This is a genomic window from Cocleimonas flava, assembly GCF_004339015.1.
In the GTDB taxonomy this organism is placed as follows: domain Bacteria; phylum Pseudomonadota; class Gammaproteobacteria; order Thiotrichales; family Thiotrichaceae; genus Cocleimonas; species Cocleimonas flava.
The window spans coordinates 815,968-839,860 of the sequence record NZ_SMFQ01000002.1 but is presented as its reverse complement, the minus strand read 5'-3'; the positions used below and the strand labels follow the sequence as shown (position 1 = coordinate 839,860).

The following is a 23,893-nucleotide window of genomic DNA, read 5'->3' as shown; positions in this document are numbered from 1 at the left end:
ATATTAAACTGGTTTTATTATGAGAATTCTCGGAATAGATCCAGGCTCAAGAATTACAGGTATCGGGATTATTGATAGTGATGGGCGTTACAGTCAGCATGTTTACAGTACCTGTATTCGTTTAGGCAATGATGCATTTCCTTTGCGTTTGGGTAAAATATATAAAGAAATTGAATTAATCATTAGAGAATTCAAGCCAACACAAATGGCAATTGAAGATGTGTTCTTATCGAACAACCCCTCCTCTGCATTAAAACTGGGGCAGGCTCGAGGAGCAGCAATCTGCGCAACTGTGATGCAGGATATTCCCGTCTACGAATACAGTGCCCGCGAAATAAAACAAGCAGTTGTGGGGAAAGGAAACGCAGATAAATCACAAGTACAACACATGGTTAAATTACTGCTAAATCTTTCAGGTAAACTGCAATCAGATACAGCAGATGGTTTAGCAATAGCTCTGAGTCACGCGCATGTCGGCTCAACTAAAATACGATTACAACAAGCTATGGAAACAACGTCGAAATGATTGGTTTATTACGCGGTAATATCTTGCAAAAGCAAGCACCAGAATTATTATTAGATGTGGGTGGTGTTGGTTATGAACTACTTGCTTCACTGACAACGTTTATCGATCTTCCAGAGATAGATAATGAAGTTACCTTGTATACCCACCTGATTGTTAGAGAAGATGCGCACACGCTCTATGCTTTTAGTTCGGTAGAAGAACGCGCACTTTTCCGAACCTTATTAAAAGTTAATGGTGTCGGCCCTAAGATGGCGCTTGCTATTGTTTCAGGGATGACTGCAAACGAATTCTCTCAGCGTGTTCATGCTAATGATGTTGCAGGTTTAACCAAATTACCCGGGGTTGGTAAAAAGACCGCAGAAAGATTGATTATAGAAATGCGAGATCGTTTACCAGAGCCATCCGCGCAATTAGAAGCCGACGTTTCAATTCCTGTTTCTGCAAGAAACATGGAAGATGAAGCTACCGCAGCACTTCTAGCTTTAGGCTACAAACCAACTCAAGCGAGCCAAATGGTCTCAAAATATTCAAGTGAAGGATTGTCTGTAGAAGAAATCGTACGAAAAGCACTTAAGGCAAGCCTATCGTGAGTGACGATCCATTCAACGACTTCGGTAGTGATCGTATAATCTCACCTGTTGCCGGTCTAGATGATGCGACCAATGATATTGAAGAAAAGATACGCCCAAAATACCTGAAAGATTATGTAGGGCAGCCAACCGTTCGTGAGCAGATGGAAATATTTATTCCAGCAGCAAAAGCACGTGGCGAAGCGCTGGATCATGTGCTTATTTTTGGGCCTCCGGGTTTAGGTAAAACGACGCTCTCACACATTATTGCGAATGAATTGAACGCAAACTTGCGACAAACCTCTGGACCCGTTTTAGAAAAAGCGGGTGATTTGGCTGCGCTATTAACCAATCTTGAAGAGAATGATGTGTTGTTTGTTGACGAAATTCATCGTTTAAGTCCAGTGATTGAAGAGATTTTATATCCAGCTATGGAAGACTTTCAGCTGGACATCATGATTGGAGAAGGACCTGCAGCAAGGTCCATAAAATTAGACCTCCCTCCATTTACATTGGTCGGTGCTACGACACGAGCAGGGTTATTGACCTCTCCGTTAAGAGACCGCTTTGGTATTGTGCAGCGACTTGAGTTCTACAATGTTAAAGACCTAACGCATATTGTTAAAAGAGCTGCAGGAATCATTAATGTAGAAATTAACGACGATGGTGCCGCAGAGATTGCCTGCCGATCACGAGGCACACCTCGTATAGCGAATAGACTTCTCCGACGTGTTCGTGATTACGCTCAGGTAAAGTCAGATGGGAAAATCACCAAGGAAATATCAGATCTGGCACTGAATATGCTCAATGTCGATAATTTAGGTTTCGATCATATGGATCGACGCGTCTTGCTTGCTATTATGGAAAAATTTGATGGTGGCCCAGTAGGCGTTGAAAGTATTGCGGCCGCAATTGGTGAAGAGCGCGGCACTATAGAAGATGTGATTGAGCCATTCTTAATTCAGCAAGGATTTTTAATGCGTACTCCAAGAGGCCGTGTTGCAACACGCCATGCTTGGCAGCATTTTGGTTTAAATGCTCCTAAAAGCTCTCAAGAGAGTGGCGATCTACTATAACGACCTTTTGTAACTAAAAGTTAAATCAAGAAAGCCACCCCCCACCTTTAGGGCACTTTTTTAATTAATTATTACTCGTTAATAATTGGGAATAGCAATCCACAGCTATAAAATGTTCAGTGTCTTTAGCGGCTTGATTAGAATCTGGTCTAGAAATTGATAGTAAATGTTTTACTCCAGATTTTTGCGCTGCTTTTAAAACATCTAAATTATCATCAATAAATAAACTTTGTTCTCGCGAAAAAGCTTCAGTCTTCTCGAGTTCATCCCAAAAACCATCTTCTTCCTTGGCGATTCCAATATCGTGCGAAGTGATAATACGATCAAAATATTGTTCTATAGAAACGTATGAAAACTTTACCTCAATGGTTTTTTTGTGCGCATTTGTAAGCAACACAATTTTTTTATTCAACGCTTGAAGATGTTCAAGAAATTCCACTACATTTTCACGAATAGCAATTTTCTCTGCCACTTCATGTTTTAGACTCACAATATCCATATCCAGATTATCTTGCCAATAATCAAGACAATACCAGTCTAGAGTGCCAGCAATTGCAGATGTCTTTTTCTCTAAAAGCTCACTCGCTTTGCTAATACTTAAACCGTGCTTTTCTGCATAACGTTTAGGGATATGTTCTAGCCAGAAGTGGTTGTCATAATGTAAATCCAAAAGGGTGCCGTCCATATCGAGAAAAACGGTAGATATGTTTTGCCAATCAATAGGAATTGCTTTCATCTGCCTGTAAACTCCTCAGCCATGAGCGATCAAAAATTGAAAAATAAGTTACCCACCATACATCAAACCAGAAAAGTTGCCAGTAGCCGTTTATTTGAAATAGAAGCTTTGGATCTCGAGTTTTCAAACGGCGAAAAACGAGAATATGAACGATTAGTCAGCCGTGGCGTTGGCGCAGTGCTTATTGTCCCTATCCTGCGAAAAGAGGGTCAAGAAGACACAGTGCTATTGATTCGTGAATACGCAGCGGGTACAGAACGCTATGAATTAGCTTTTCCTAAGGGCAAAGTGGAAGTTGGCGAAGAAACCCTGCATGCAGCTAATCGCGAAATTATGGAAGAAGTTGGTTATCAATCAGGCAAACTAACCTTGTTAAAAGCATTGAGTTTAGCTCCTGGCTATTTGGGACATGTAACTAATATTATTTTGGCTGAAGATTTATCTGAACGTCGTGAAGAAGGTGACGAACCTGAAGAAATTGAAGTGGTTCCGTGGAAGTTAAGTGAAATAGATCAGCTCATAGAAAGAGATGATTTTGCAGAAGGTAGAAGTGTGGCGGCTGTGTATTTATTAAAACAACACTTAGCTAAAAATCCATAAACGATAAGAGCCGAAGAAATGAATCAAGAACAGCTATCAATATTATTGCCAGAAATTCGTCGTATCGCAGTAGGTGCGGGTGAAAAAATAATGGAGATTTATAAGAGTGGTTTCGACACAGAAACTAAATCTGATGATTCCCCTGTAACATCGGCAGACCTTGCCGCAAATAAATTCATCGACGAAGAATTAAAAAAATTAGACCTGCAATTTCCAATCCTCTCAGAAGAGTCAGCTCATCTGCCTTTTGAAGAGAGAGCTTCAAGAGACACCTACTGGCTGGTCGACCCCTTGGATGGAACTAAAGAGTTTATCAATCGAAGGGATAGCTTTACCGTAAACATTGCTTTAATTGATCAACATAAACCTATTCTGGGTGTTGTTTATGCGCCTGCTTTGGGTTTAAGTTATTTTGCCGGTAAAGGTCTTGGGAGTTTTAAGACTAGCGATGAAAGCTCGACTGAACCAGAAGCGATTCATTCTCGTGATGTGCCGGATACTGCTATTTTCGTCGGCAGTCGTTCGCATACGGGCGAAGATATGGTTAAGTTTCTGGAAAATTATGAAGCAGATAATGGCCAGTATGATCTGCAGAGCATGGGTAGTTCACTAAAAATGTGTATGGTGGCTGAAGGCAATGCTGATTTGTATCCACGATTATGGCTAACATCAGAATGGGACACGGCTGCAGCTCACTGTATATTGAATGAAGCGGGTGGAAAAATCGTAAATATCGATATGTCGCCGTTACTCTATAACACTAAAGATTCATTATTAAACCCATATTTCTTTGCCATAGGTAATAACTCAGTCGCCTGGAATAAGTACCTTCCCAAGTCTTTGATTGATTCGTAATAGAAAATGTAACGCCCCCACTAGCGGAGCATAAATGCTATTTACGTTTTAAAGAACAAAAACGTAAATAGCATTCGTAAGTAGTGGGGTGACCTAAAGGTTTTTCTTCTAGGTATTAATTTGGTTTAGCAGTTCGAGTGTCTTACTCGAGTCATTATAATCCAGTGGTAGATATTCATATCTACCCTCTATCTCCAGCATCATGCTCGGAAATCCCTGCGCGCCAATTTGTCTGGCAAAGGTCATTTCTTCTTCAAGTTGTTGCTGGGTTTTAGCTGAATTAAGGTCGGCTGAGAAAGCTTCTTTGTCTAAGCCTAATGATTCTGCAATATCGATTAATGTTTCATCATTAGAGGGGTTTTTTGCGTTCAGATAATAGGCTTTTTGAATAGCATCGATCATCTCGCGCTCGATTTCTGGTTTTTGCTTTCGTGCTGCAATTACCGCTCTGCAAGAAGGGTAGGTCGATCTTCTCGGTTCGCATTCTTGCCAAAAATCAAAGTTGAATTCAGTTCCGGGAATATGTTGCTGGATTCGTTTCCAGTAGCCCGCAATCGCTTCCTGCATTTGCTCTGGCATCGGCTCGTCAGAGTCAGGAGCGAGTCCACCCAACAAGTATTTCACTTCAATATTGTCAGGAAGTTGCGTTCGAATTTTAGACCAGGTAGGGCTAAAGCCCCAGCACCAGCTACACATTGGGTCATGCACATAGTAAAGTATCATGAAGACAAGTATAGGAGACATTTTATGAAACAAAAACTTTTTATTATCGCAATTTTAGTCGCACTGGCAGGCTGTACTCAGGAAACCCAAAACCAGCTCGGTAGAGCCTTAAATAACTGGACAGGAACCAATGGAATCCTTGAAGTATACGCAGGAGAGAAGTTAGTCAGACGCTTTATTAAAATAGATAAGCTAAGTACAGCAGGTGGAACTGGTAATGAGGAGCATCGACCTTATCGATATGGATACGGGTATCTAGATAAAAACCTGAATGATATTGTTGATGCAGATGAAAAGAAAAAAATCTATTTTGAATTTAGTGACTACTCTACTTCTTATGTTTTCTTTGAAAGCCCTAAATAAGAGCAAAAGCCACCCCCCTACTTTAGGGCATATTTTACGGATACGAGTGTCTTAACTATCGTTAATCTTGCATAAATGTTCTCTCTAGTAATATAACTCTTAATGGTAAATCCATTAGGGGATATAAAAATGAATAAGAAAACCTCGCCGAATATTTCGGCACTACAAGGTAAAAAAGCCTATTGTGGGCGTAAGCCTTTAACTAAACAGACCGGTTCGATTTTAAGTAAATTGATGCTAATGATCGTCATTGGGGGTATTGGTTATGGGGCTTATATTGCAAATGATAAAGGCTTGATCAACGCGAAAAAATTTACCTCATTAAAAAGCACTATTTCCAATAAGTTCTCAGGTTCTGATAGCTTCAAAGGGTATGGTGTACAGCTAATGGCAACGAAGCAGCTGGAACAAGCAGAAACGGTTATGAATGATTTTGCGCGCGACGGTTATTCGGCATTTGTTTTGGCAAGTCAGTCAAAAGGCCGGACGATTTATAAAGTCCGCCTTGGACCTTATAGCCATAAACCAGAAGCAGTTGCGGTAAAAGATAAAGTAGTGCGTCGTTATCCGCAGAATCCGTTTGTTAAAACAAGTCTGGTTATTTACAAGCCAAACTAAGTGATGGAAACAGCTTGAGATTATTTGATTTCAACGACTGTTTTTACAGAATTAGCAATAAAGCATGCTTCGTGAGCAAGGTGGTGGATTTCCGCCTCTTGCTCTTTCGAGGGTGTTTCCCCTGAATACTTGATTTCAGGGTTTAGCACGACTTTCGTCATCGCTAACTTACCTTCTTCGTTTTTCTCTAAAGTACCACTTGCGCTATCTTCATAACGATCAATGATCCATTTATTTTTCGCTGCGAAGGATAAAAAGAACAACATATGGCAACTGGATAGCGAAGCGACGAAAGCTTCTTCAGGGTCGATATTCTCGTCCACAGAATAGGGCAGGGGAACAATATGTGGCGATGAGGACGCGGCGATACTCGTGCCGCTATCGAATACCCATTGATGGGCACGGCTATATTTATTATCGGAAAAGGTTTGAGAGCCACGTTGCCAGACGACAGTGGCGTTATAGTGTGAAGCGTTAGTCATATTGAAGGCCTCGTAATATCATAAGCCACCCCCCTACTTTGGGGGCATTTTTCAGGTCAATATTAACTGATAACTATTAATGGCCCGCCGCCTTCATCTTCTCTAGGCGTTGAGTTGCCAGTTTCACTGCATTCTCATTTTTAGGGAAGTATTTCAAAACATCTTCAAAGGTTCTTCGAGCATAAGGCCAGTTTTTTAGTGCATAAAAGCTATAGCCGAGTTTGATTGCAGCATCAGGGGCTTTGTTACTGTTCTTATACTTTTGTAAAACCTTGATAAATTCATCCACCGCACCTTTGTAGTTATTGTGCGAGTACATGATCTCACCAATCCAGTACTGCGCATTAGCTGCAAGTGGACTATTTGGCTGCATTTTTATGTATTCTTGAAATGCTTTGGTTGCAGCAGTAGGTGAAGAACCCATCTTATTAAACGCAGCTTGATAGGTTTCTTTCTCGTAATCTGTCGGTGCTCTAGGGCTTGACTGACTAGATCCTGATGCTGTGGTGCTCGCAGTTGGCTCGGGTTTAGCTTCCTCTGTTTTTGCCGCTGCAGGTTTCTCAGCAGCTGGTGTTTTGGCCGCAGGAGGTGTTTGTATAGAAGGTTTCGCCACTTCAGGTTTTGCTACAGGAGTTTCTTTTTTCTCAGGTGTTGCTGCAGGAGTAGCAACGGCAGGTTTGGGATCAACCACTTTCACCGTCGGCTCAGGTTTTGTTTCTGAGCTGTCTGCGCCCTGACTACTACTGGCTTTAATGGTGTTAGAAAGCTCATCAATACGTTCGTCAACATTAAGAAAACCCTGTTTCTGGGTTTTCTTTAATTGTTCGATTTGATTGGTGAGTACTTCATTTTCACCGTGAAGCTCTCTGGTTTTCTGCTCTAACGTTTCTAAGCGCTGAAAAATTTGGATGATTGACTCCGTGTTTACTTCAGCAAAACTCGGAGTAAAAAATACAAATAAACCCAGGATTAGCCCTAAGCTTAAGTTTTTCATAGGATTCCTTTCATTATTTTATTCGTCTATTATTTTCGATCTGTTTGTTTCGATCTAGCCCATTTAGTTCTATGGCTTGTCTTCTATTGATAATCAATAGTCATCGTATTTGATTTCAACACGACGGTTTTTCTGCCAAGACTCTTGAGATTGTCCACGTACTATCGGGATTTCCTCACCGTAACCAATTGTTTTTATTTGCGAACTAAGTGCCCCTTGAACGCCCATAATATTCTTTACCGATTGCGCACGTGATTCGGATAATGCCACATTATATGCACGTGATCCACGTTCATCAGCGTGGCCTTCCAGACGCATTTTAAGGCTAGGGTATTTTGCCAGTAGTTTAGCGTGCGTATTGATTAGCACCATGTACTCTGGGCGAATAGCGGCTTTATCATAATCGAAGTAAATGATTCGTTGTGAAAGCAAGTTATCAGGGTTGTTTAACCCAGCTAACGTAATATCATTTGTATTATTACCGTTATTTTCACCGGGTAAATAATTAAAGTTAGAACGATCACCCTGACTATCTTTAGAATTAACACCTGAAGCGCCACCAGCGCCTACTGTTCCGGTTTTAGTGCCATCTTCAGTGGTAGTTGAGCTGGTGATAGAACCATCAGCGGTAGTATCTTTATCTACATTCTGACTACTACAACCAACAATGGTTAATGCCGATAGTAGAATAGGTAAAACAACTAACTTTGTTCTGATACTTCTCATATTTGATTCCTTTCTTGCGTGTGAATTTGATTATATATTAATCACATAAGGTTGGTGACTTAAGCTTAGTGACTTTAATTTTTTCAGTAAAATTAGTGATTTAAATAAGGAGACCATGCAGGCTCTCTAATATCACCAACTGGAGAGGTTAGAAATTGTCTCGCTTTTGAGTTATCACTGACAACCGCTAGCGAGTTTTCCCCGTTTTTCATGGTTGTGTATGCAACCATAGCGCCATTAGGAGACAGAGTGGGCGATTCGTCTAAAGTTCCATTTGACAGGAAGTCTTTGCCCTCTCCGCTCAGGGATTTAATAGCTACATTGTACGCACCACGATTTCCTGTGATAAATGCCAGTTTCTTGTTGGCGATATCTGCAGCACTGTTGTACTTGCCATCAAAAGTCAGTCTTTTTGCCTTGCCACCTGTTGCCGCAATTTGATACAGCTGCGGGCTGCCACCTCGGTCAGAGGTAAAAACGATCGAATTTGTGCCACTCCAGCTCGGTTCGGTATCAATCGCCGATGAGGTTGTTACGCGGGTAAAATCGCCACTTTTGGCATCAACTATGTAAATATCGGGGCTTCCATTAAATGAAAGACTCATGGCTACTTTAGTGCCATCAGGAGACCATGCCGGCGCGCTATTGCTTCCTTCGCGAGAAGAAAGCATAAATTTTTCACCGGTGAAAATATCCTGAACATAAATAGCAGAACTATTATCTTCAAAAGAGACATAAGCTAGTTTCTTACCATCGGGTGACCACGCCGGAGACATAATGGGTTGCTTGGAGGTTAAAATAACCTGTGGTTTATGCCCATCAGAATCAGAAACATATAATCTAAATTGACGATTGTCGCTGGTTTTATTGGTAACCGTTACATAAGCCAAACGCGTATCAAATGCCCCTTTTTCACGAGTGATTTTTTCGTAAATTTTGTCAGCCGCTTTATGGAAAACACGTCGAGGATTGGTATTTTTAGAGATGGTATAGGTTGTTTTAGCATTATCAGAAGTGCTGATTAATTCAACTTGAAGACCGCCTTCATGCTCTTTGCCACGAACAATATAATCCGTAATATCGTTATATTCACCGCCGTTTAATTCTCCACCAAAAGCGCTTAAGTTAGTTATTTTTGGACGCTCAATGATAGTGAAACGACCACTACGTTTTAGATCACCTTCAATCACACCTGTCGCGCCACCGGGTATATTCGCGATATATATAGGAATACCGTCGTCGCTGGTTTTAGAAATGGTTAATTCTAGCTCTGCAAGCGCAGGAACGCTGCTTGCAAGTAAAACGACAAGCGCTACGGGTTGCAATAGCAAACGGGATAGAGAAGGGGATAGAAAAAGCGATAGAAATTTTTTAATCATAATTGATTAGTCCATTTTAAACGTAATAGTTCGATCTGATTTGCTTAAATTATATTTGCTCGGCGGTCTGGGTAACGGTTCTGAGCGTTCGAACGCTTCTTTCACCGATGCGCAAAACTCAGGATTGCCACTACAGGATTTTATCTGTATCCCGCTTGAAATAAAGCCACTATTAGAAATGGTGATTCTAACTTTTGCTTGTTCCCCCTTTGTTCCTGGAGGTGGATGCCAACGCCTTTTTACGTGTTGCTGTATTTTTCCACCCCATGAAACCAAAGCACCGTATTTAGCTTTTTCTAACGATTTGTTTCTAGCTGCTGCTTCTGCATCAGATTTTCTTTTGGCATCTGCGGCGGCGGCTTCTGCTTTTTTCTTCGCTTGAGCTTCTTGCCATTTACGATGATATTCCGCTTTCTTTGCCGCTAATGCTTCAGCTTTTTCACGTTCAGCCTTTTCTGCTGCAGCTTTGGCTACCGCTTCTTTTTCCGCTTTTTCTTTCGCAGCCTTAGCACGTTCTGCTTCCTCTGCTTTTCTCTTTTCTGCGAGTTTGCGTTCGGCAGCTTCTTCAGCCTCTTTCTCTTTTTTGCGCTCGGCTGCGAGTGCTGCGGCTTTTTTCTCAGCTTTTTCTTTGGCTAGCCGTTCCTGTTTCTTTTCTTCTGCTCTTTTCTTCGCGGCTTCCTTCTTTGCCGCTTCTTTCACGGCTTTGTCTTTAGCTTTCTTTTCAGCAAGTTTTTGAGCTTTGCGTTCAGCTTCTTTTTCGGCTTTTTCTTCTGCCTTTTTTTCCGCCGCTTTTTTAGCAGCTAATTTTTCCGCTTTTTCGCGAGCTTTCTCTTTTTCTATTTGTTCAGCTTCTAATTTTGCCGCCTGTTCTTTTTTCTCTTGTTCCTTAGCTTCCGCTTCAGCCTGTGCCTTTTCAGCTTGAGCTTTTTCTGCCTCATCTGCTTTTCTTTGGGCTTCTCGTTCTGCGGCTTCGCGTTCCAGACGTTCTTCTTCCTGTTTAGCTTCTAACTGAAGACGTTTTTTGTTGTCGGATTCTTTTTTCAGTTTTAATGCTTGAGCTGCTGCTAGTGCCGCTTTTTGTTTTTCAGCCTCAGCTTTCTTTTGTGCTTCGGCTTGTTTTTTTGCTATCTCCTTTTTTTCCGCAGTGGCTTTTTTCTGCGCTTCAGCGATTTTTTGTTGTTCTAGTTTCTCTGCCTTTTCCTTGGCATCCGCCGCTTCTTGCTTCTCTTTGATAATTTGTTTTTCAGACGGTTTTGCTGATTCTTCCTCGGCAACATTATTTGCCTGAGTTTCTAAAGAACCTTCAGTGATAATCGCAATGGGAATTCCGGCATCATGAAGATCTGGCTTCTCGGACCAATCAAAACTGAAAAAGAATAATCCACCCAATAACAGGTGCAAAATAATTGCGCCTAGTACTGCCCCCGGGTGTCTTAATAGTACTTTTAACATGTCTTTTTATTGCTTATCTTGTAGATAATGTATTAATTATTAGATTCTGGATCTGTCATCCAGCTGATCTTTTTTGCGCCTGCTTTTTGCGCTGCAATCATGGCTCGTGTTACATAAGTATGTATCGCGTTACCATCTGCGCGTATGTATACAGGACGTGTTCCTGTCTCACCTAATTGACCTTTCATTTGTTCGGTTAGTTCAGTGGTACTAATCACCTCATCTGACTCCCCAAGGCTTATTTCCCCATTTTCCCTGATTGATATATACAGCGGCGGTTGCTTGCTGTCGCTCTCTAACATCGCTGCATCGGCGTCTGGCATATTCACATTAACGCCAGATTGCATCATTGGAGCCGTTACCATAAAGATAACCAATAGCACGAGCATGACGTCGATATAAGGTACGACGTTCATCTCTGCCATAGCGCGGCGTTTTTTAAAACGACGAGACATTACTGAGCATCCTTCTTGATGTGCGCCTGGCGCTCTAACAAGGTGGTAAATTCTTCACGGAAGTTTTCATAACGAACGGCTATACGATCCACTTTATCGCTGAATCGGTTGTAGGCAATTACCGCAGGAATCGCCGCAAATAAACCAATTGCTGTGGCAATCAACGCTTCAGCAATACCTGGCGCGACAACTGCCAGAGTGGCCTGTTTCATTTCACTTAAAGAAATGAATGAATTCATGATGCCCCATACCGTTCCGAACAGACCAATATACGGACTGGTAGAACCGACGGTTGCTAAGAAAGACAGGTTTTGTTCAAGCTTATCCATTTCGCGGGTTTCTGCAACTCGCATGGCACGGTGAGCTGTATCAGTTGGTGGTAAGTGCCTAGGTGTTGCACCTTTGTTTAAGCGCGCATATTCGTGATATCCATTAAAAAAGATCGCCGCCATGCCATCTTTATCGCTACGATTAGCCAGATCGCTATAGAGTTTATTAAGGGAGATTCCACTCCAGAAGCGGTCTTCAAATATTTCGAGTTTTTTCTGTGCTTTGCTCAATTGACTGCTTTTTATCAACATCAATGTCCATGATGCGAGTGAAGCTAAAACTAAAATGGCCATCACCACCTTAACGATAAGGCTGGCGTCCATAATGAGTTTTAAAATAGTTTGGTCAAATGACATTTTGTATTCTCTCTAAAATATTTTTTGGTACGCGTTTCGGTTTAAACTTAATGGTATCGACACTGACTACGGTGACATTTCCAATTGCTAAGGTTTCGTAAAGTTTTTCTGACGTTTTTTCTTCTGTATTCTCTCTTTCAGTGTCATCTTTTACTTCACGAAGTATCTTTTGTTCAAAGGTGATACTGGTGTTTCCCAGCTTTAAGATTTCAGCGGAGACAAAAAGTTCGTCATTAAATAGCGCAGGACGTAAATAATCACAATTGAGTGCTTTTACCACGAAGATTACATGCTGCTCTTCAGAGAGCACATCCAATTCATAACCTAGGTGTCTAAGCCACTCAGTACGGGCTCTTTCGAAGAAACTGATGTAATTCGAATGATACACTACACCACCTGCATCGGTGTCTTCGTAGTAGACACGAACCGGGAAAGTAAATGTGTCTGAATGAATGGGTTTAGCGATTGCTTGCTTGTTTTTTGATCTATTTATATCTGTCATGGCGCAATCCTATCACATACTTCTTAGAAGTGATTAAATGAAAAAAGGTCTCCAAAGTAGGGGGGTGGCTTTCATTTATTATCTACTTTTCAGTTTTAGATAAACGTTTCGCTATACGAACCATTTGAGCCAATTCCACTTCTAATTCATCTCTTTTCGTTTCTAAGTAAGCCTTGAGGTCTTGCTTGCGCATAAACAGGAAAAACACTTTCAGATTAACCAGTGTGCAGCGGTATTCTCCTTGTAATGATATCGCGACCACCGCGCTGATAAAAAGACTGGTGAGATAGATAATCGCCCAGTGCAAACTGAAGTTATCGTATATCAGATAGCTCTGGATTCCCCAGAATAAACTAAAGGCAGACATCCCAATCAGAACACGCGCTGTGTCGTACTGATCTACGTCTTTTGATAATTTTCGGGTTAAATATTCTGTAAGCTTAAACGGGATAATGCTGTTTAGAATTCCCCATAGCGCAATTGGGAAACCGATCAATACGATACCCAGAGTTCTTAAGGTGTATAGGATCAAAAATAGCGGTTTGTAATTAACCGCGAGGTGATAATGATCTATGCCGCAGGCATTACAGAGGCGTTCGAACATGCGCATTTTGCTCATCAGACTGCGTACTTTGTCTGGCTCGTGCTGTTGTAATAAATCCTGTGCTTCTATGAGTCGTTGAAGTGCGGTAAAACGTTGGGTGAGACTGGTTTTTCGTCGTTTGCCACCGCGCAACGCAAAAAAGCGTTCTAGTCGATGAACCAATGCCATGTCTTTCCAGGATTTAGTATTTAAGGTAACCGACTCAATGCCTTGTTTAACGCGTAAAGTAATCAAGCGAACGGCATCTTGCTCGCTCATTGCTTCATCTACAGATAGATCAATGGCTTTACCATAACGCACTAAAACTTCGGTTCTAGCACGCTTCTTTCGTGTAAAAGTCATGCCTACAGGAATAACAACAGGTGCTACGCCATTGGCTTTGATTGCCCCAAGCGTCATACGCGCTGCACCTGTTTTGATTTCCTGAACATAAGGGTTGGCGTGGCTTTGCCCTTCAGGGAAAATAACAATCGTCTCTTTTTCAGCCAACAGTTTATAAACTTGAGAAAAGCTGTCTTCGTTTTTAGAGGTATCGCTGGTTTCGGTATTGCGTCGATAAATCGGCACTGCGCCAATGGTTTGTAAAATAGGCCTGAGAATGGGGTTTTTGAATAAGCCACTGCGGGCTAAGGGTCGAATATTTCTTTTGGTTGATGCTTGCAATACAACACCGTCAATCAATGCATTTACATGATTAGCGCACAAGATCACGCCGGCATCATTCGGAATCGTCTCTTCTCCGCTGACTTCAAAACGACTGTAGAAGGTGTTGATGACAAAACGCCCGAATCGTTTCCACGCCGATAAAAAACCACGTCTAACTCTTGATTGTTTTTGTGGTTTTTTATCAGGTGCTTGCATGAAAGGATAATAGCAAACCTTTGTCTGACTACCTACAGTCTAAAAAAGTAGCTATAGATAGAGAGATGGAATTAGATATAATCTCGCTAAATTGAATTTGAGATATAGCATGAGCGATAAAAACATCTACGAAAACCTGCAACAATTAGGTGGGGATACAAAACTGCCTGATTCTCCAGAGACTGCGATTTTAGAAAGTGTAGAAAATCCACAGTCAGACGTTGATTATGTGGTGCGTTTTACCGCGCCAGAATTTACATCATTATGCCCAATGACGGCTCAACCCGATTTCGCCCATCTAATGATTGATTATATTCCAGATCAGAAATTGGTAGAGAGTAAATCACTAAAGCTATTTCTCGGTGCATTCAGAAATCACGGCGCATTTCATGAAGATTGTACGGTAAGTATCGCGCGCCGCATTATCGATGAGATTGCTCCGAAGTGGTTACGTATTGGCGGTTACTGGTATCCACGTGGTGGCATACCGATAGACGTGTTTTTTGCACAAGGCGAAATCCCGAAAGGTGTCTGGGTGCCAGAGCAGGGCGTTCCGCCTTATAGAGGCAGAGGTTAAAATAGAATAAGTCACCCCCCTACTTTAAGGGGGTTTTTATAGAAGTTGTAATAGTAATACAGAGTTATTCTGTAACCAGCGCCACTCGAATCGCATCCAGTTTTAATTGCGCATTGGCTAAATAACCAGCCAAAGCTTTCTGGTTTTCTTCCAGTTGCGTAATTTCTTCAGCACGAATATTAGGATTCACTTTAGCCAAAGCCTGCAGTCTTTCTAAATCATCTTTCGCTGTCACTGCAAATCTTTGTTGTGCTTCCTCGATGATTTTTGCTTGTTGAGGCTTCGCTAATTTATTCGCAGTATCGATTAATGTTTGAATTTGAGGGCGTGCATGCTGGATTAAGTCTTGCGTAGTGCGTTTGTTAACACGCTCTGCCAATTGATTAATCTGTTGATGCTTAAGGAATTTACTCAAATCACGATTGTGGTTATCAACCGCAACTCTAACGCTGGATACAGGCAGATAACGATGCACTTGTAAGAAGCTTGGTGCAGGACAGTTAATCGTATAAATTGACTCTAAAATCAGTGTTCCAGCAGGGACTTGCGCTTTTTTCAATGCGATTGAGCAGAACGTCGCGTTACCAAATTCACTGGTTAAAATCATATCGATTGCGCCAGTCACCATCGGGTGTTCCCAACTAATGAAGTGCATGTCTTCGCGTGATAGCGCTAAATCACGTTGATAAGTGGCGGTTAAGCCCTCATCGCTTAAGCCCGGAAAGTCGGAATTGATCATGTGATCGGTTGGCTTAAGGATAAAGCTATCAATACCATGACCTTGCTGATCTACACCGTACTCATCAAAAACCGCATCCATATAGCCACTTAATTCAGCCGTATTCATGGTGGTGATTAATTCGTCGATGACTTCTTCAGCATGCTCTTTATTGCACGAATTTAATTCTAATAAACGATCTCGACCTTGCTGCATTTGCTCGAGTGTTTCATCTGCTAATGCTTTGCTTCGAGTAATGAGATCATCGAAGTTATCATTGTCAGTAGTAATCAATTCACGGCGTAATTCATTCTCGAACACTTCGAAAATGCTGTGGCCCACTGGGCAAACATGCTGAAAAGCGTTTAAGCCTTGGTGATACCAGTTGAGCAATTTTTCTTGCGCTGTATCTTTGAAAAAAGGTGCGTGAATTTTAATCGTGCTGGTTTGTCCAATACGATCAAGACGACCAATGCGTTGCTCTAACAAATCAGGGTTTAACGGTAAATCGAATAAGATCAGGTGATGTGCAAACTGGAAGTTACGTCCTTCACTGCCAATTTCAGAACACAAAAGAATCTGCGCGCCGATTTCACCATCTTTTGCTTGTGCCGCAAAGTAAGCAGCCGCTCTATCACGCTCGATAATGTTCAAGCCTTCATGGAACGCGGTCGCATTGATTGATGTTCTTAAACGTAAGTGCTCTTCAAGCGCTAGAGCCGTTTCAGCGTGAGCACAAATTAACAGTACTTTGTCTTTTGGATTTTCAATGAGCCAGTCTTCTAACCACTCGACACGAGGGTCTTCAGCTAACCAGTTGTCAGCATCATGACCATTTTCAGGGTGTAGTTGTTGCTCAAGGTCATTAGAGTCAGCGGCGTAAATCTCAGGTGCTTCCAAGACATAGCTATGCAGTTCGCGCTCTGGAAATCCACCTACTGAATCACGTGTGTTTCGGTAAAGTACTCTGCCAGTGCCGTGTCGATCTAGCAGATCTTGAATGAGGTGATCGGTTTCGTAGTCTTTTTGGTAGCTGGCAACAGCTTCTTTACCGAGGTATTTTTCTAGTTCAGCGAGCATTTTCGTATCGTTAGGTTCGCTGTTTTCATCTTGCAGCCATTGCACCAGATCATTGACTGGTTTGTAGTTTTTCTCTTCTTCGACGTATTTGTGTAAATCGTAAAAACGATCAGGGTCTAACAGGCGTAATCGAGCGAAATGACCCTCAACACCTAATTGTTCAGGAGTTGCTGTAAGCAATAATAAGCTAGGAATTTTTGAAGCGAGTGACTCAATGCACAGGTATTCATTACTGGTGTGTTTTTCACTCCAGTTTAAGTGATGTGCCTCATCGACAATCATCATGTCCCAGCCAGCATCAGCCGCTTGCTGGTGACGCATTGGATTTTCAGTAAGGAAAGATAAACTGCACAGGACTAATTGGGCGCTTTCGAAGGGATTGATGTGAGTTTCTTCGTCACCTTCGTCTTCAATCGCAAAACATCGCTCTTCATCCAGCACGGTGAAGTGCAGATTAAAGCGGCGTAGCATTTCAACAAGCCATTGATGAGTGAGTGTTTCGGGCACAACAATCAGTGCGCGTTTAACGCGTTCCGTAAGAATTTGTTGATGCAGAATCAAACCCGCTTCGATGGTTTTACCCAATCCAACCTCATCGGCCAGTAACACACGTGGAGCATGACGACGAGCCACTTGGTGAGCGATATAAAGCTGATGCGACAAAGGTTGAATACGTGGACCAGCAAGTCCGTAGCTATCAGACTGTTGCTGGCGATGCAGATGCTCTTGTGTAGCCACACGAAGTTCAAAGTGCGTGGTTTTATCTACTTGGCCGGCAAATAAACGATCTTGTGGCTGACTGAATTGAGAAAAACTATCCAGTTCCAACTCATGAATCTGTACTTCTTCACCGTTTTCATCAATGCCTTTATAGACAATGCAATGATTATGCTCTGAATGACCCGTGATATTAATTTTACTGCCTTCACCTTCGGTACTGATCACTTCACCAACAGGGTATTTAACGCGATTCAAAGGAGCATTGTCAGTCGCATAAACGCGAGTTTCATCAACAGCAGGAAAGATAATAGTCAGATGGCGACCTTCAACCTTTTCGATAAAGCCTATGCCGAGCGCTGCTTCCGTATTACTAACCCAACGTTGGCCGGGATGAAATTCTTTAATCATGCGTTTTAGTCCTAAAAATCAGGGTGGCTATTCTGAATAAAAATACCAGCAGGTCAAGCTTAAATCTATAGAAAGTGCCTTACAGAGCATAAATCGCAATATCATTTTTAAAAAACAAAAATGAGTTGCCATTTCGCCACGCATCAGCACGTTTTGCCATTTAGAAAAGGGATGAAAAAACGCCCGAAAGGTGGGGGGGTGGCTTTGACAATAATAACTAAACATCGAATTTGATTATCGTGAGTAACACCATGTTACTTGAAGCGAGTTTAGAAAAAAGATTATTCGTGCTTTAGCAGCTAATGTTTCGTTTGTCGGATGGTTTTGATGAGGGTGTTTTTAATTGCTAGTATGAATCGGATAAGGCTCAAAAATAAGCCTGAAAGAGTCGTTAGACCCTCTCTGTGTGGGAAACCAACATAATAAAAATATATTTATTGGTTTTCAAAACATCTCTTCAAATTATTTTAGCAATAAAAATAAACCCCGAGGTACATCGTGCATTTTAATAAGTTGAATGTTCTACAGGCTAGTCTATCTATTTTAATAACAATCGCATTATCCGCTTGCGGTGGAGGAGGAAGCAGCAGTAGCGCTGATAGTGATCCATCCGGAGGCTACAGTGAAAAAGAGTCTGCTATTGAGAAAATCAAAGCGTATTCAAATGGTGAAAGTAATACTGCTCCTACTATAAATGATTATGTTGCAGCCGGTGTTTTAGGTGTAACAAATGAAACACTTTCAGAGCTAAACAACGTTGTAAAAGAGCTATCTCCTGAAGAAGTCGACTCTACCAGTGAATTAGAGGCCCTAACTACGCAGCTAGGTGTCAATATTTCTCCTGAAGTTAGCGCTGGCGGAAATCAAACGGTAGAAGTAAACAAGAGCATAGAAATTACCGGCACTGCTACTGACAGTGATGGAAAAATTGTTTCATATTCATGGCAAAAAGATGATCAAGTTTTGGCAACGACCGCAACTTTTGTTTATACCCCAACCATAGTAGGTACTGATTCATTAATCTTGACTGTGACCGATAACGATGGAGCTAAAGCCAGTGATTCAATCTCTTTAGTTGTTACCGCTGTTCAGACTGTTCCGAATAAAGCACCTACCGCTAATGCAGGTAGTAATAAAACAGTAGAAGTAGGTCAATCGATTCAAATGGTAGGAAGTGGAACAGATAGTGATGGCTCGATATCAGCGTATGAATGGTCAATCGATGGAACCGTTTTATCTAGCGTTTCAACGTTTCTCTATACGCCATCTGAAATTGGTACGGATACTTTAACATTGTCAGTGTTGGATAATGATGGAAGTGAAGCGACTGATACGGTCAAAATTGTCGTAACCGAAGCCACGTTTACACCGAATAAAGCTCCTACAGCGAATGCCGGTGCAGATAAAGTTACCCAGGTAAATAAAGGTATATTAATCGCAGGAAGTGGTGCTGATAGTGATGGAACAATAAGTAGCTATGAATGGAGCAAAGGGCCAACTATCTTGGCGACATCAGCTTCATTCACCTATACACCGACGGATACAGGAACGGACACCTTAACCTTAAAAGTGACTGATAATGATGGTGACAGTTCTATTGATGAAATGGACGTGCAAGTCATCGCAGCACCAACGTCTGATACGACACCTCCGGTGATATCGCTATTGGGTGAAAATCCAGTCAGTGTGGATCAGGGGGCATCTTATAATGATGCGGGAGCAACCGCGTCTGATAATGCCGACGGTTCTATTACAGCCAATATTATTGTGGCGGGTGATACGGTTAATACCAATTCTGCCGCTGGTACATCGTTTACGATTACTTATAACGTTACGGATGCCACTGGAAATGCAGCCTCTCAGGTGACTCGCACGGTAAATGTGGTTTCAGCGGTTGATACTACAAATCCGGTAATAACCTTAAGCGGACCTTCAACCGTTGAAGTTATTCAGGGTGCTAACTATGTTGAATCTGGTGCGACTGCGAACGATGACCGCGATGGAAATATCACGACAAAAATTCTAATTGCTGGTGATACTGTGAATACCAGTGCATCGCCAGGAACGACGTTTACGATTACTTATAATGTTTCTGATGCCGCTGGAAATTCAGCAATTGAGGTAACACGCAGTGTTTCAATCATCGAAAGCTCGGATAATCAGATTCCTGTTTTATCCGCATCAACCCAGCAAAACTATCTTGCGGTAATTAACGAAGCGAGAGCGCAAGCAAGATCTTGTGGCGAGTATGGAAGCTTCCCTGCTGCGCCTGCGGTAAGCTGGAGTGATAAACTTTATAAAGCGGCTTATGAGCATAGTCAGGATTTAACGGAGACCAATACATTCTCTCATGATGGGTCAGGCACGGTATCGGACTGGAGCGGGTATCCATTAAGTAAGCAAAGTACCATGACTGATAGAGTTGCGACTTACGGATATAGCTGGTCTAGATTATCTGAGAATGTTTCAGCTGGAACAGGAAGAGATACACCAGAAGAGGCTGTTCAATCCTGGTTGGACAGTGATGGCCACTGTAAAAACGTCATGGATGCAAACGTTACTCAAGTTGGAATGGCTTTATCCAGTAAATCGGGAACAACATATACCCATTATTGGACTCAGAACTTTGGACGACCTTAGCCCTAAACTTGAATGATAAAAAGGACCGCAGTTGCGGTCTTTTTTTATGCCTGCTTATTACTAAATTATTTCTAGAGTAGTGCCTACTTGTGTTTATTAAAGCAAAAACTAACAGGTACAAAAAAGGCCGCACTAGGCGACCTTTTTTAATATCAGTTAACTATTACTTAATGAATAGCATTTCCTGATAGGTTGGAAGTGGCCATAGATCATCAGCAACTTCACTTTCAAGTGCATCAGCATATCCACGAACTTCATCCATAAGGCCTCTGATAGTGTTTGCACAGAATTGCATGTGCTCTTCTTCAGATGCATGGTCTTCTTTCGCAAGTGCTTCAGAAAGCTTATCAACAGATGCCATCATGCCATTAATGTTAGCAGCAATGCTTGTAGCAACAGTCTTATCCAGATCAATACCTAACTCAGAAGCAGATGATGATGCTAGTGATACGTCAGACAAGTAACGAGTAGCTGCTGGGTAGATGCTGGTTGTAGCCATGTTGATTACTAGCTTAGCTTCAACTTCAATCGACAAGATGTACTGCTCTGCATAAACTTCAAAGCGACTTGCTAGTTCAGTTTCAGACAATACGCCTGTGCTTGCGAATAGCTCTTTGATTGCTTCGTCTTTAAGGTAAGGAAGCGCATCAGCAGTTGTAGGTAGGTTTTTCAGGCCACGTTCTTTAACTGCAGCTTCATGCCACTCTGAAGAGTAACCGTCACCACCAAATATTGCTACACCATGCTCAGTCACAAGCTTCTTCAGTACTGCAATAACAGCCGCAGTATTGTTAGAAGCAGACTTTAGTTCTGTTTCAAGCTCATCAGCAATCCAGTTCAAAGAATCAGCAAGCATGGTATTCATTGCGATTAATGGGCCAGAAACTGATTGCTCTGATCCTACCGCGCGGAATTCAAAGCGGTTACCAGTGAATGCGAATGGAGACGTACGGTTACGATCGCCAGCATCTTTAGCAAATGGAACGATTTGAGACAGACCCATATCCATGATGCCACCTTCGTCCGTACCATCTAGATTACCTTCTCTGATTTGCTCAAAAATTTCTTCGATTTGAGAACCAAGGTAAACAGAAAGAATTGCTGGAGGTGCTTCATTAGCGCCTAAACGGTGATCATTACCTGCAGATGCAATAACAGCACGTAGTAGTGGACCAAATTTGTGAACGCCACGAATAACAGCACCACAGAATAATAAGAAGTTTAGGTTCTCATGAGGTGTTTTGCCTGGGTCAAGTAAGTTACCTTGTGTAGAGTTACCTACAGACCAGTTAACGTGTTTACCAGAACCATTGATACCCGCGAAAGGCTTCTCGTGGAATAAACAATCAAAACCGTGCTTTTTCGCCGTGTTTTTGAAGATTGTCATTAATAATTGCTGATGATCCGCCGCAACGTTTGCTGCTTCGTAATAAGGAGCAATTTCAAACTGTCCAGGTGCCACTTCGTTATGATGCGTTTTTGCTGGGATACCTAAACGGTACAATTGATCTTCAGTGTCTTGCATGAAGTTTTGTACACGTTGTGGAATAGCACCAAAGTAGTGATCGTCAAACTCCTGGCCTTTAGCCGATGGAGCACCGAATAAAGTACGACCAGCAAGTAGTAAATCTGGACGTAGGTTAGCGAAGTTCGAATCAACCAGGAAGTATTCCTGCTCTGCACCACAGCTTGAGTTTAATGTAGCAACTTCTTTTTCGCCCATTAACTTAAGTACTTTCTGTGCAGCGTCGTTCATCGCTGAGTTAGAACGTAGTAAAGGTACTTTCTTATCCAGTGCTTCACCTGTCCATGAGATGAAGATACATGGAATCATCAGAGTTGCGCCATTATCAGTATGCATAATGTATGCAGGGCTGGTTGGATCCCAAGCAGTATAACCACGTGCAGCGTTAGTCATACGGATGCTGCCATTCGGGAATGATGATCCGTCTGGCTCGCCTTTGATTAACAAACTACCTGTGAAATCAGTAATCGCTTTACCGCTAGCATCAGAAAGAATGAATCCATCGTGCTTCTCAGCTGATGCACCAGTCATTGGGTAGAAAATGTGCGAATAGAATTTTGCGCCTTTAGACATTGCCCAGTCTTTCATTGCTGCAGCAACAACATCAGCAGTTCCTGGATCTAAAGCACCGCCAGTTTCGACAGTCTTCTTCATCGACTTAAATGCTTTTTTAGATAAAGCTTCTTCCATCTTTACTAAAGTAAAAACATCAGTTGCCCAAATTTTATCTAGCGACTTTGGTGGCTTAACCTTTAGCGGCTCGCTGTTTGTAACTTGAAAAACCGCTTGGGCGCGGGACTCATTTCCACTCATTTCAATACTCCTATTTATCTAAATGCTTAAAAACTATCGATAAATTCTAACAACCTAAAACTCATCAATAATCTGTGTATTTTGTGTTGTGTAAAGCTAAGTAAAGCACCAGAAAATCAGGGGTATGGCACTTGAATAAAATGTTCTATTCTTTCGCTAATATACTTAGAGTTAAACACTATAAAGGTTAGCAATTATTGTGCCAAACCATCATACAGTAGTGTTTAGAATTATTCTTCTCTAAGTCTTGGAAAAATAGGGGTATTCTATAAGGAATGCTTAAACTTAAGCATAAAAGCGAGCTCTGAAAAATAACAGAAGCACAATAATGGTGCGCGTATTTCATAAAATGCACCAAGATGAATCATTTTTCAAAAGAGGGATAGGAATGGAAGGAATAGATTGGGGTAAGACACTGGCTGCAAGCTGGCGATCTAGAAAAGAACAATTAAAACCAGTGTTGGATATCGATTTACAGGATATGGACCGCTTACTGTGTATCGATAGGCAGAAAAATGCCTTTACTGAAAATCTGGAACGGTTTATGGCATCTGAGCCAAATAATCATGTTTTATTATGGGGTGCGCGCGGCACGGGAAAATCATCGTTAGTAAAAGCTGCTTTAAATTCTTATCATGAGAAAGGCTTACGAGTCATAGAAATATCAAAAGATGATTTGCATTTTTTAGTCGATATTACTGACGAGATCCGACATCTGGATTATCGTTTTATTGTGTTTTGTGACGACCTCTCTTTTGAAGAGGGGGAAACAACCTACAAAGAACTAAAAAGTACCTTGCAAGGTTCGATAGAAAAGCCGCCCAAAAATGTATTGATTGTCGCTACATCGAACCGTCGTCATCTTATTCCTGAGCAGATGAAAGACAATGAGCAGTCAGCACTGGTAGAGGGTGAGATTCATCATTCGGATACCATACAAGAAAAAATGTCATTGGTAGATCGTTTCGGCTTAGCACTTTCGTTTTACCCGATGACTCAAGATGAATACTTTTCGATTGTTGATATGTTGTTCGCCGAGATTGAGGTAGACGATATTGCGCAGATGCATGTTCTGGCGGACAGATTCGCGCGAGAAAGAGGCAGTCGTTCAGGGCGTATCGCCCAGCAGTTCTTTAACTCATGGAAGTCTTAATAGGGTTATAGAATCTTTAACAGACAGATTTAAAAAAAGGCCTCAAAGTAGG

23 protein-coding genes are annotated in these 23,893 nt (G+C 41.8%); 10 read left to right on the top strand and 13 right to left on the bottom strand.

The features are described from left to right. Nucleotides 1-19: 19 nt before the first annotated feature. The 3 genes from ruvC to ruvB are packed head-to-tail and all read left to right on the top strand — an operon-like array spanning nt 20 to nt 2,171. A complete protein-coding gene (gene ruvC / locus EV695_RS03875; protein ID WP_131904593.1) occupies nt 20-526 on the top strand; it encodes a crossover junction endodeoxyribonuclease RuvC in 507 nt (168 codons plus the stop codon). After that, complete coding sequence (ruvA, locus tag EV695_RS03870; protein WP_131904592.1) at nt 523-1,116, top strand: Holliday junction branch migration protein RuvA; 594 nt, start codon at nt 523-525, stop codon at nt 1,114-1,116. Before ruvC ends, ruvA begins: the two co-directional genes overlap by 4 nt. Further along, on the top strand, nt 1,113-2,171 hold the full coding sequence (gene ruvB, locus EV695_RS03865; protein WP_131904591.1) for a Holliday junction branch migration DNA helicase RuvB: 1,059 nt from the start codon (nt 1,113-1,115) through the stop codon (nt 2,169-2,171). Before ruvA ends, ruvB begins: the two co-directional genes overlap by 4 nt. A gap of 64 nt (nt 2,172-2,235) precedes the next feature. On the opposite strand, the gene yrfG is transcribed toward ruvB, so the two are convergent. Beyond that, entirely contained in the window at nt 2,236-2,907 is a 672-nt protein-coding gene (yrfG, locus tag EV695_RS03860) for a GMP/IMP nucleotidase (RefSeq protein ID WP_131904590.1), read from the bottom strand. Nucleotides 2,908-2,928: 21 nt separating this feature from the next. Here yrfG and nudE point away from each other — a divergent pair, with 21 nt between their 5' ends. Both nudE and cysQ read left to right on the top strand, forming a co-directional pair. Next, the gene (gene nudE, locus EV695_RS03855; protein ID WP_131904589.1) at nt 2,929-3,507 is read left to right on the top strand and encodes an ADP compounds hydrolase NudE; all 579 of its coding nucleotides are present in this window, start codon (nt 2,929-2,931) and stop codon (nt 3,505-3,507) included. Nucleotides 3,508-3,525: 18 nt separating this feature from the next. Then, nucleotides 3,526-4,362, top strand: coding sequence for a 3'(2'),5'-bisphosphate nucleotidase CysQ (gene cysQ, locus EV695_RS03850; RefSeq protein WP_131904588.1), 837 nt, complete (start codon nt 3,526-3,528; stop codon nt 4,360-4,362). A gap of 108 nt (nt 4,363-4,470) precedes the next feature. Here the strand turns inward: cysQ and EV695_RS03845 are convergent, their stop codons facing one another. Beyond that, nucleotides 4,471-5,106 (bottom strand): DsbA family protein, encoded by a 636-nt coding sequence (locus tag EV695_RS03845; protein ID WP_131904587.1) that lies wholly within the window; start codon nt 5,104-5,106, stop codon nt 4,471-4,473. 3 nt (nt 5,107-5,109) lie between these two features. On the opposite strand from EV695_RS03845, the gene EV695_RS03840 reads away from it, so the two are divergent. Next, nucleotides 5,110-5,448 (top strand): hypothetical protein, encoded by a 339-nt coding sequence (locus EV695_RS03840; protein ID WP_131904586.1) that lies wholly within the window; start codon nt 5,110-5,112, stop codon nt 5,446-5,448. 129 nt (nt 5,449-5,577) lie between these two features. Next, entirely contained in the window at nt 5,578-6,066 is a 489-nt protein-coding gene (locus tag EV695_RS03835; RefSeq protein ID WP_165874609.1) for an SPOR domain-containing protein, read from the top strand. A 20-nt stretch (nt 6,067-6,086) separates the two neighbouring features. On the opposite strand, the gene EV695_RS03830 is transcribed toward EV695_RS03835, so the two are convergent. From EV695_RS03830 to EV695_RS03790, 9 genes are all read right to left on the bottom strand, one after another. Beyond that, nucleotides 6,087-6,548 carry an OsmC family protein gene (locus tag EV695_RS03830; RefSeq protein ID WP_131904584.1) on the bottom strand — a complete coding sequence of 154 codons (462 nt, stop codon included), beginning with the start codon at nt 6,546-6,548 and terminating at the stop codon, nt 6,087-6,089. A 76-nt stretch (nt 6,549-6,624) separates the two neighbouring features. Continuing rightward, complete coding sequence (gene ybgF, locus EV695_RS03825) at nt 6,625-7,542, bottom strand: tol-pal system protein YbgF (RefSeq protein WP_131904583.1); 918 nt, start codon at nt 7,540-7,542, stop codon at nt 6,625-6,627. Nucleotides 7,543-7,635: 93 nt separating this feature from the next. Beyond that, nucleotides 7,636-8,268, bottom strand: a complete 633-nt coding sequence (locus tag EV695_RS03820) for an OmpA family protein (RefSeq protein WP_131904582.1) — start codon at nt 8,266-8,268, stop codon at nt 7,636-7,638. Nucleotides 8,269-8,360: 92 nt separating this feature from the next. Beyond that, the gene (tolB, locus tag EV695_RS03815) at nt 8,361-9,647 is read right to left on the bottom strand and encodes a Tol-Pal system beta propeller repeat protein TolB (RefSeq protein ID WP_131904581.1); all 1,287 of its coding nucleotides are present in this window, start codon (nt 9,645-9,647) and stop codon (nt 8,361-8,363) included. A gap of 6 nt (nt 9,648-9,653) precedes the next feature. Beyond that, entirely contained in the window at nt 9,654-11,099 is a 1,446-nt protein-coding gene (gene tolA / locus EV695_RS03810) for a cell envelope integrity protein TolA (RefSeq protein ID WP_131904580.1), read from the bottom strand. 32 nt (nt 11,100-11,131) lie between these two features. Further along, on the bottom strand, nt 11,132-11,554 hold the full coding sequence (locus EV695_RS03805; RefSeq protein ID WP_131904579.1) for an ExbD/TolR family protein: 423 nt from the start codon (nt 11,552-11,554) through the stop codon (nt 11,132-11,134). Next, nucleotides 11,554-12,240 (bottom strand): protein TolQ, encoded by a 687-nt coding sequence (gene tolQ, locus EV695_RS03800; RefSeq protein WP_131904578.1) that lies wholly within the window; start codon nt 12,238-12,240, stop codon nt 11,554-11,556. The genes EV695_RS03805 and tolQ overlap by 1 nt, the downstream gene beginning before the upstream one ends. After that, nucleotides 12,230-12,742 (bottom strand): tol-pal system-associated acyl-CoA thioesterase, encoded by a 513-nt coding sequence (locus tag EV695_RS03795; protein WP_131904577.1) that lies wholly within the window; start codon nt 12,740-12,742, stop codon nt 12,230-12,232. Before EV695_RS03795 ends, tolQ begins: the two co-directional genes overlap by 11 nt. Nucleotides 12,743-12,824: 82 nt before the next feature. Continuing rightward, complete coding sequence (locus EV695_RS03790; RefSeq protein ID WP_131904576.1) at nt 12,825-14,207, bottom strand: 1-acyl-sn-glycerol-3-phosphate acyltransferase; 1,383 nt, start codon at nt 14,205-14,207, stop codon at nt 12,825-12,827. A 109-nt stretch (nt 14,208-14,316) separates the two neighbouring features. Here EV695_RS03790 and queF point away from each other — a divergent pair, with 109 nt between their 5' ends. Further along, on the top strand, nt 14,317-14,784 hold the full coding sequence (queF, locus tag EV695_RS03785) for a preQ(1) synthase (RefSeq protein ID WP_131904575.1): 468 nt from the start codon (nt 14,317-14,319) through the stop codon (nt 14,782-14,784). A 64-nt stretch (nt 14,785-14,848) separates the two neighbouring features. Here the strand turns inward: queF and rapA are convergent, their stop codons facing one another. Beyond that, on the bottom strand, nt 14,849-17,710 hold the full coding sequence (rapA, locus tag EV695_RS03780) for an RNA polymerase-associated protein RapA (protein ID WP_131904574.1): 2,862 nt from the start codon (nt 17,708-17,710) through the stop codon (nt 14,849-14,851). Nucleotides 17,711-18,208: 498 nt separating this feature from the next. Here rapA and EV695_RS03775 point away from each other — a divergent pair, with 498 nt between their 5' ends. Then, complete coding sequence (locus EV695_RS03775; protein ID WP_131904573.1) at nt 18,209-20,350, top strand: immunoglobulin-like domain-containing protein; 2,142 nt, start codon at nt 18,209-18,211, stop codon at nt 20,348-20,350. 163 nt (nt 20,351-20,513) lie between these two features. Here the strand turns inward: EV695_RS03775 and EV695_RS03770 are convergent, their stop codons facing one another. Next, nucleotides 20,514-22,688 (bottom strand): glutamine synthetase III family protein, encoded by a 2,175-nt coding sequence (locus EV695_RS03770; RefSeq protein ID WP_131904572.1) that lies wholly within the window; start codon nt 22,686-22,688, stop codon nt 20,514-20,516. Nucleotides 22,689-23,076: 388 nt separating this feature from the next. On the opposite strand from EV695_RS03770, the gene EV695_RS03765 reads away from it, so the two are divergent. Then, nucleotides 23,077-23,841: an ATP-binding protein gene (locus tag EV695_RS03765; protein WP_131904571.1), complete on the top strand. Its 765-nt coding sequence runs from the start codon at nt 23,077-23,079 to the stop codon at nt 23,839-23,841. Nucleotides 23,842-23,893 lie beyond the last annotated feature (52 nt).

What these genes read in the sequence shown, in the direction of transcription:
- EV695_RS03790 (WP_131904576.1), bottom strand. Translation starts at nt 14,207, where the DNA reads ATGCAAGCACCTGATAAAAAACCACAAAAACAATCAAGAGTTAGACGT.
- yrfG (WP_131904590.1), bottom strand. Translation starts at nt 2,907, where the DNA reads ATGAAAGCAATTCCTATTGATTGGCAAAACATATCTACCGTTTTTCTC.
- EV695_RS03830 (WP_131904584.1), bottom strand. Translation starts at nt 6,548, where the DNA reads ATGACTAACGCTTCACACTATAACGCCACTGTCGTCTGGCAACGTGGC.
- EV695_RS03820 (WP_131904582.1), bottom strand. Translation starts at nt 8,268, where the DNA reads ATGAGAAGTATCAGAACAAAGTTAGTTGTTTTACCTATTCTACTATCG.
- EV695_RS03805 (WP_131904579.1), bottom strand. Translation starts at nt 11,554, where the DNA reads ATGTCTCGTCGTTTTAAAAAACGCCGCGCTATGGCAGAGATGAACGTC.
- queF (WP_131904575.1), top strand. Translation starts at nt 14,317, where the DNA reads ATGAGCGATAAAAACATCTACGAAAACCTGCAACAATTAGGTGGGGAT.
- EV695_RS03840 (WP_131904586.1), top strand. Translation starts at nt 5,110, where the DNA reads ATGAAACAAAAACTTTTTATTATCGCAATTTTAGTCGCACTGGCAGGC.
- cysQ (WP_131904588.1), top strand. Translation starts at nt 3,526, where the DNA reads ATGAATCAAGAACAGCTATCAATATTATTGCCAGAAATTCGTCGTATC.
- ruvC (WP_131904593.1), top strand. Translation starts at nt 20, where the DNA reads ATGAGAATTCTCGGAATAGATCCAGGCTCAAGAATTACAGGTATCGGG.
- EV695_RS03770 (WP_131904572.1), bottom strand. Translation starts at nt 22,688, where the DNA reads ATGAGTGGAAATGAGTCCCGCGCCCAAGCGGTTTTTCAAGTTACAAAC.
- EV695_RS03835 (WP_165874609.1), top strand. Translation starts at nt 5,578, where the DNA reads ATGAATAAGAAAACCTCGCCGAATATTTCGGCACTACAAGGTAAAAAA.
- tolQ (WP_131904578.1), bottom strand. Translation starts at nt 12,240, where the DNA reads ATGTCATTTGACCAAACTATTTTAAAACTCATTATGGACGCCAGCCTT.
- EV695_RS03795 (WP_131904577.1), bottom strand. Translation starts at nt 12,742, where the DNA reads ATGACAGATATAAATAGATCAAAAAACAAGCAAGCAATCGCTAAACCC.
- rapA (WP_131904574.1), bottom strand. Translation starts at nt 17,710, where the DNA reads ATGATTAAAGAATTTCATCCCGGCCAACGTTGGGTTAGTAATACGGAA.
- nudE (WP_131904589.1), top strand. Translation starts at nt 2,929, where the DNA reads ATGAGCGATCAAAAATTGAAAAATAAGTTACCCACCATACATCAAACC.
- tolA (WP_131904580.1), bottom strand. Translation starts at nt 11,099, where the DNA reads ATGTTAAAAGTACTATTAAGACACCCGGGGGCAGTACTAGGCGCAATT.
- tolB (WP_131904581.1), bottom strand. Translation starts at nt 9,647, where the DNA reads ATGATTAAAAAATTTCTATCGCTTTTTCTATCCCCTTCTCTATCCCGT.
- EV695_RS03845 (WP_131904587.1), bottom strand. Translation starts at nt 5,106, where the DNA reads ATGTCTCCTATACTTGTCTTCATGATACTTTACTATGTGCATGACCCA.
- EV695_RS03765 (WP_131904571.1), top strand. Translation starts at nt 23,077, where the DNA reads ATGGAAGGAATAGATTGGGGTAAGACACTGGCTGCAAGCTGGCGATCT.
- ybgF (WP_131904583.1), bottom strand. Translation starts at nt 7,542, where the DNA reads ATGAAAAACTTAAGCTTAGGGCTAATCCTGGGTTTATTTGTATTTTTT.
- ruvA (WP_131904592.1), top strand. Translation starts at nt 523, where the DNA reads ATGATTGGTTTATTACGCGGTAATATCTTGCAAAAGCAAGCACCAGAA.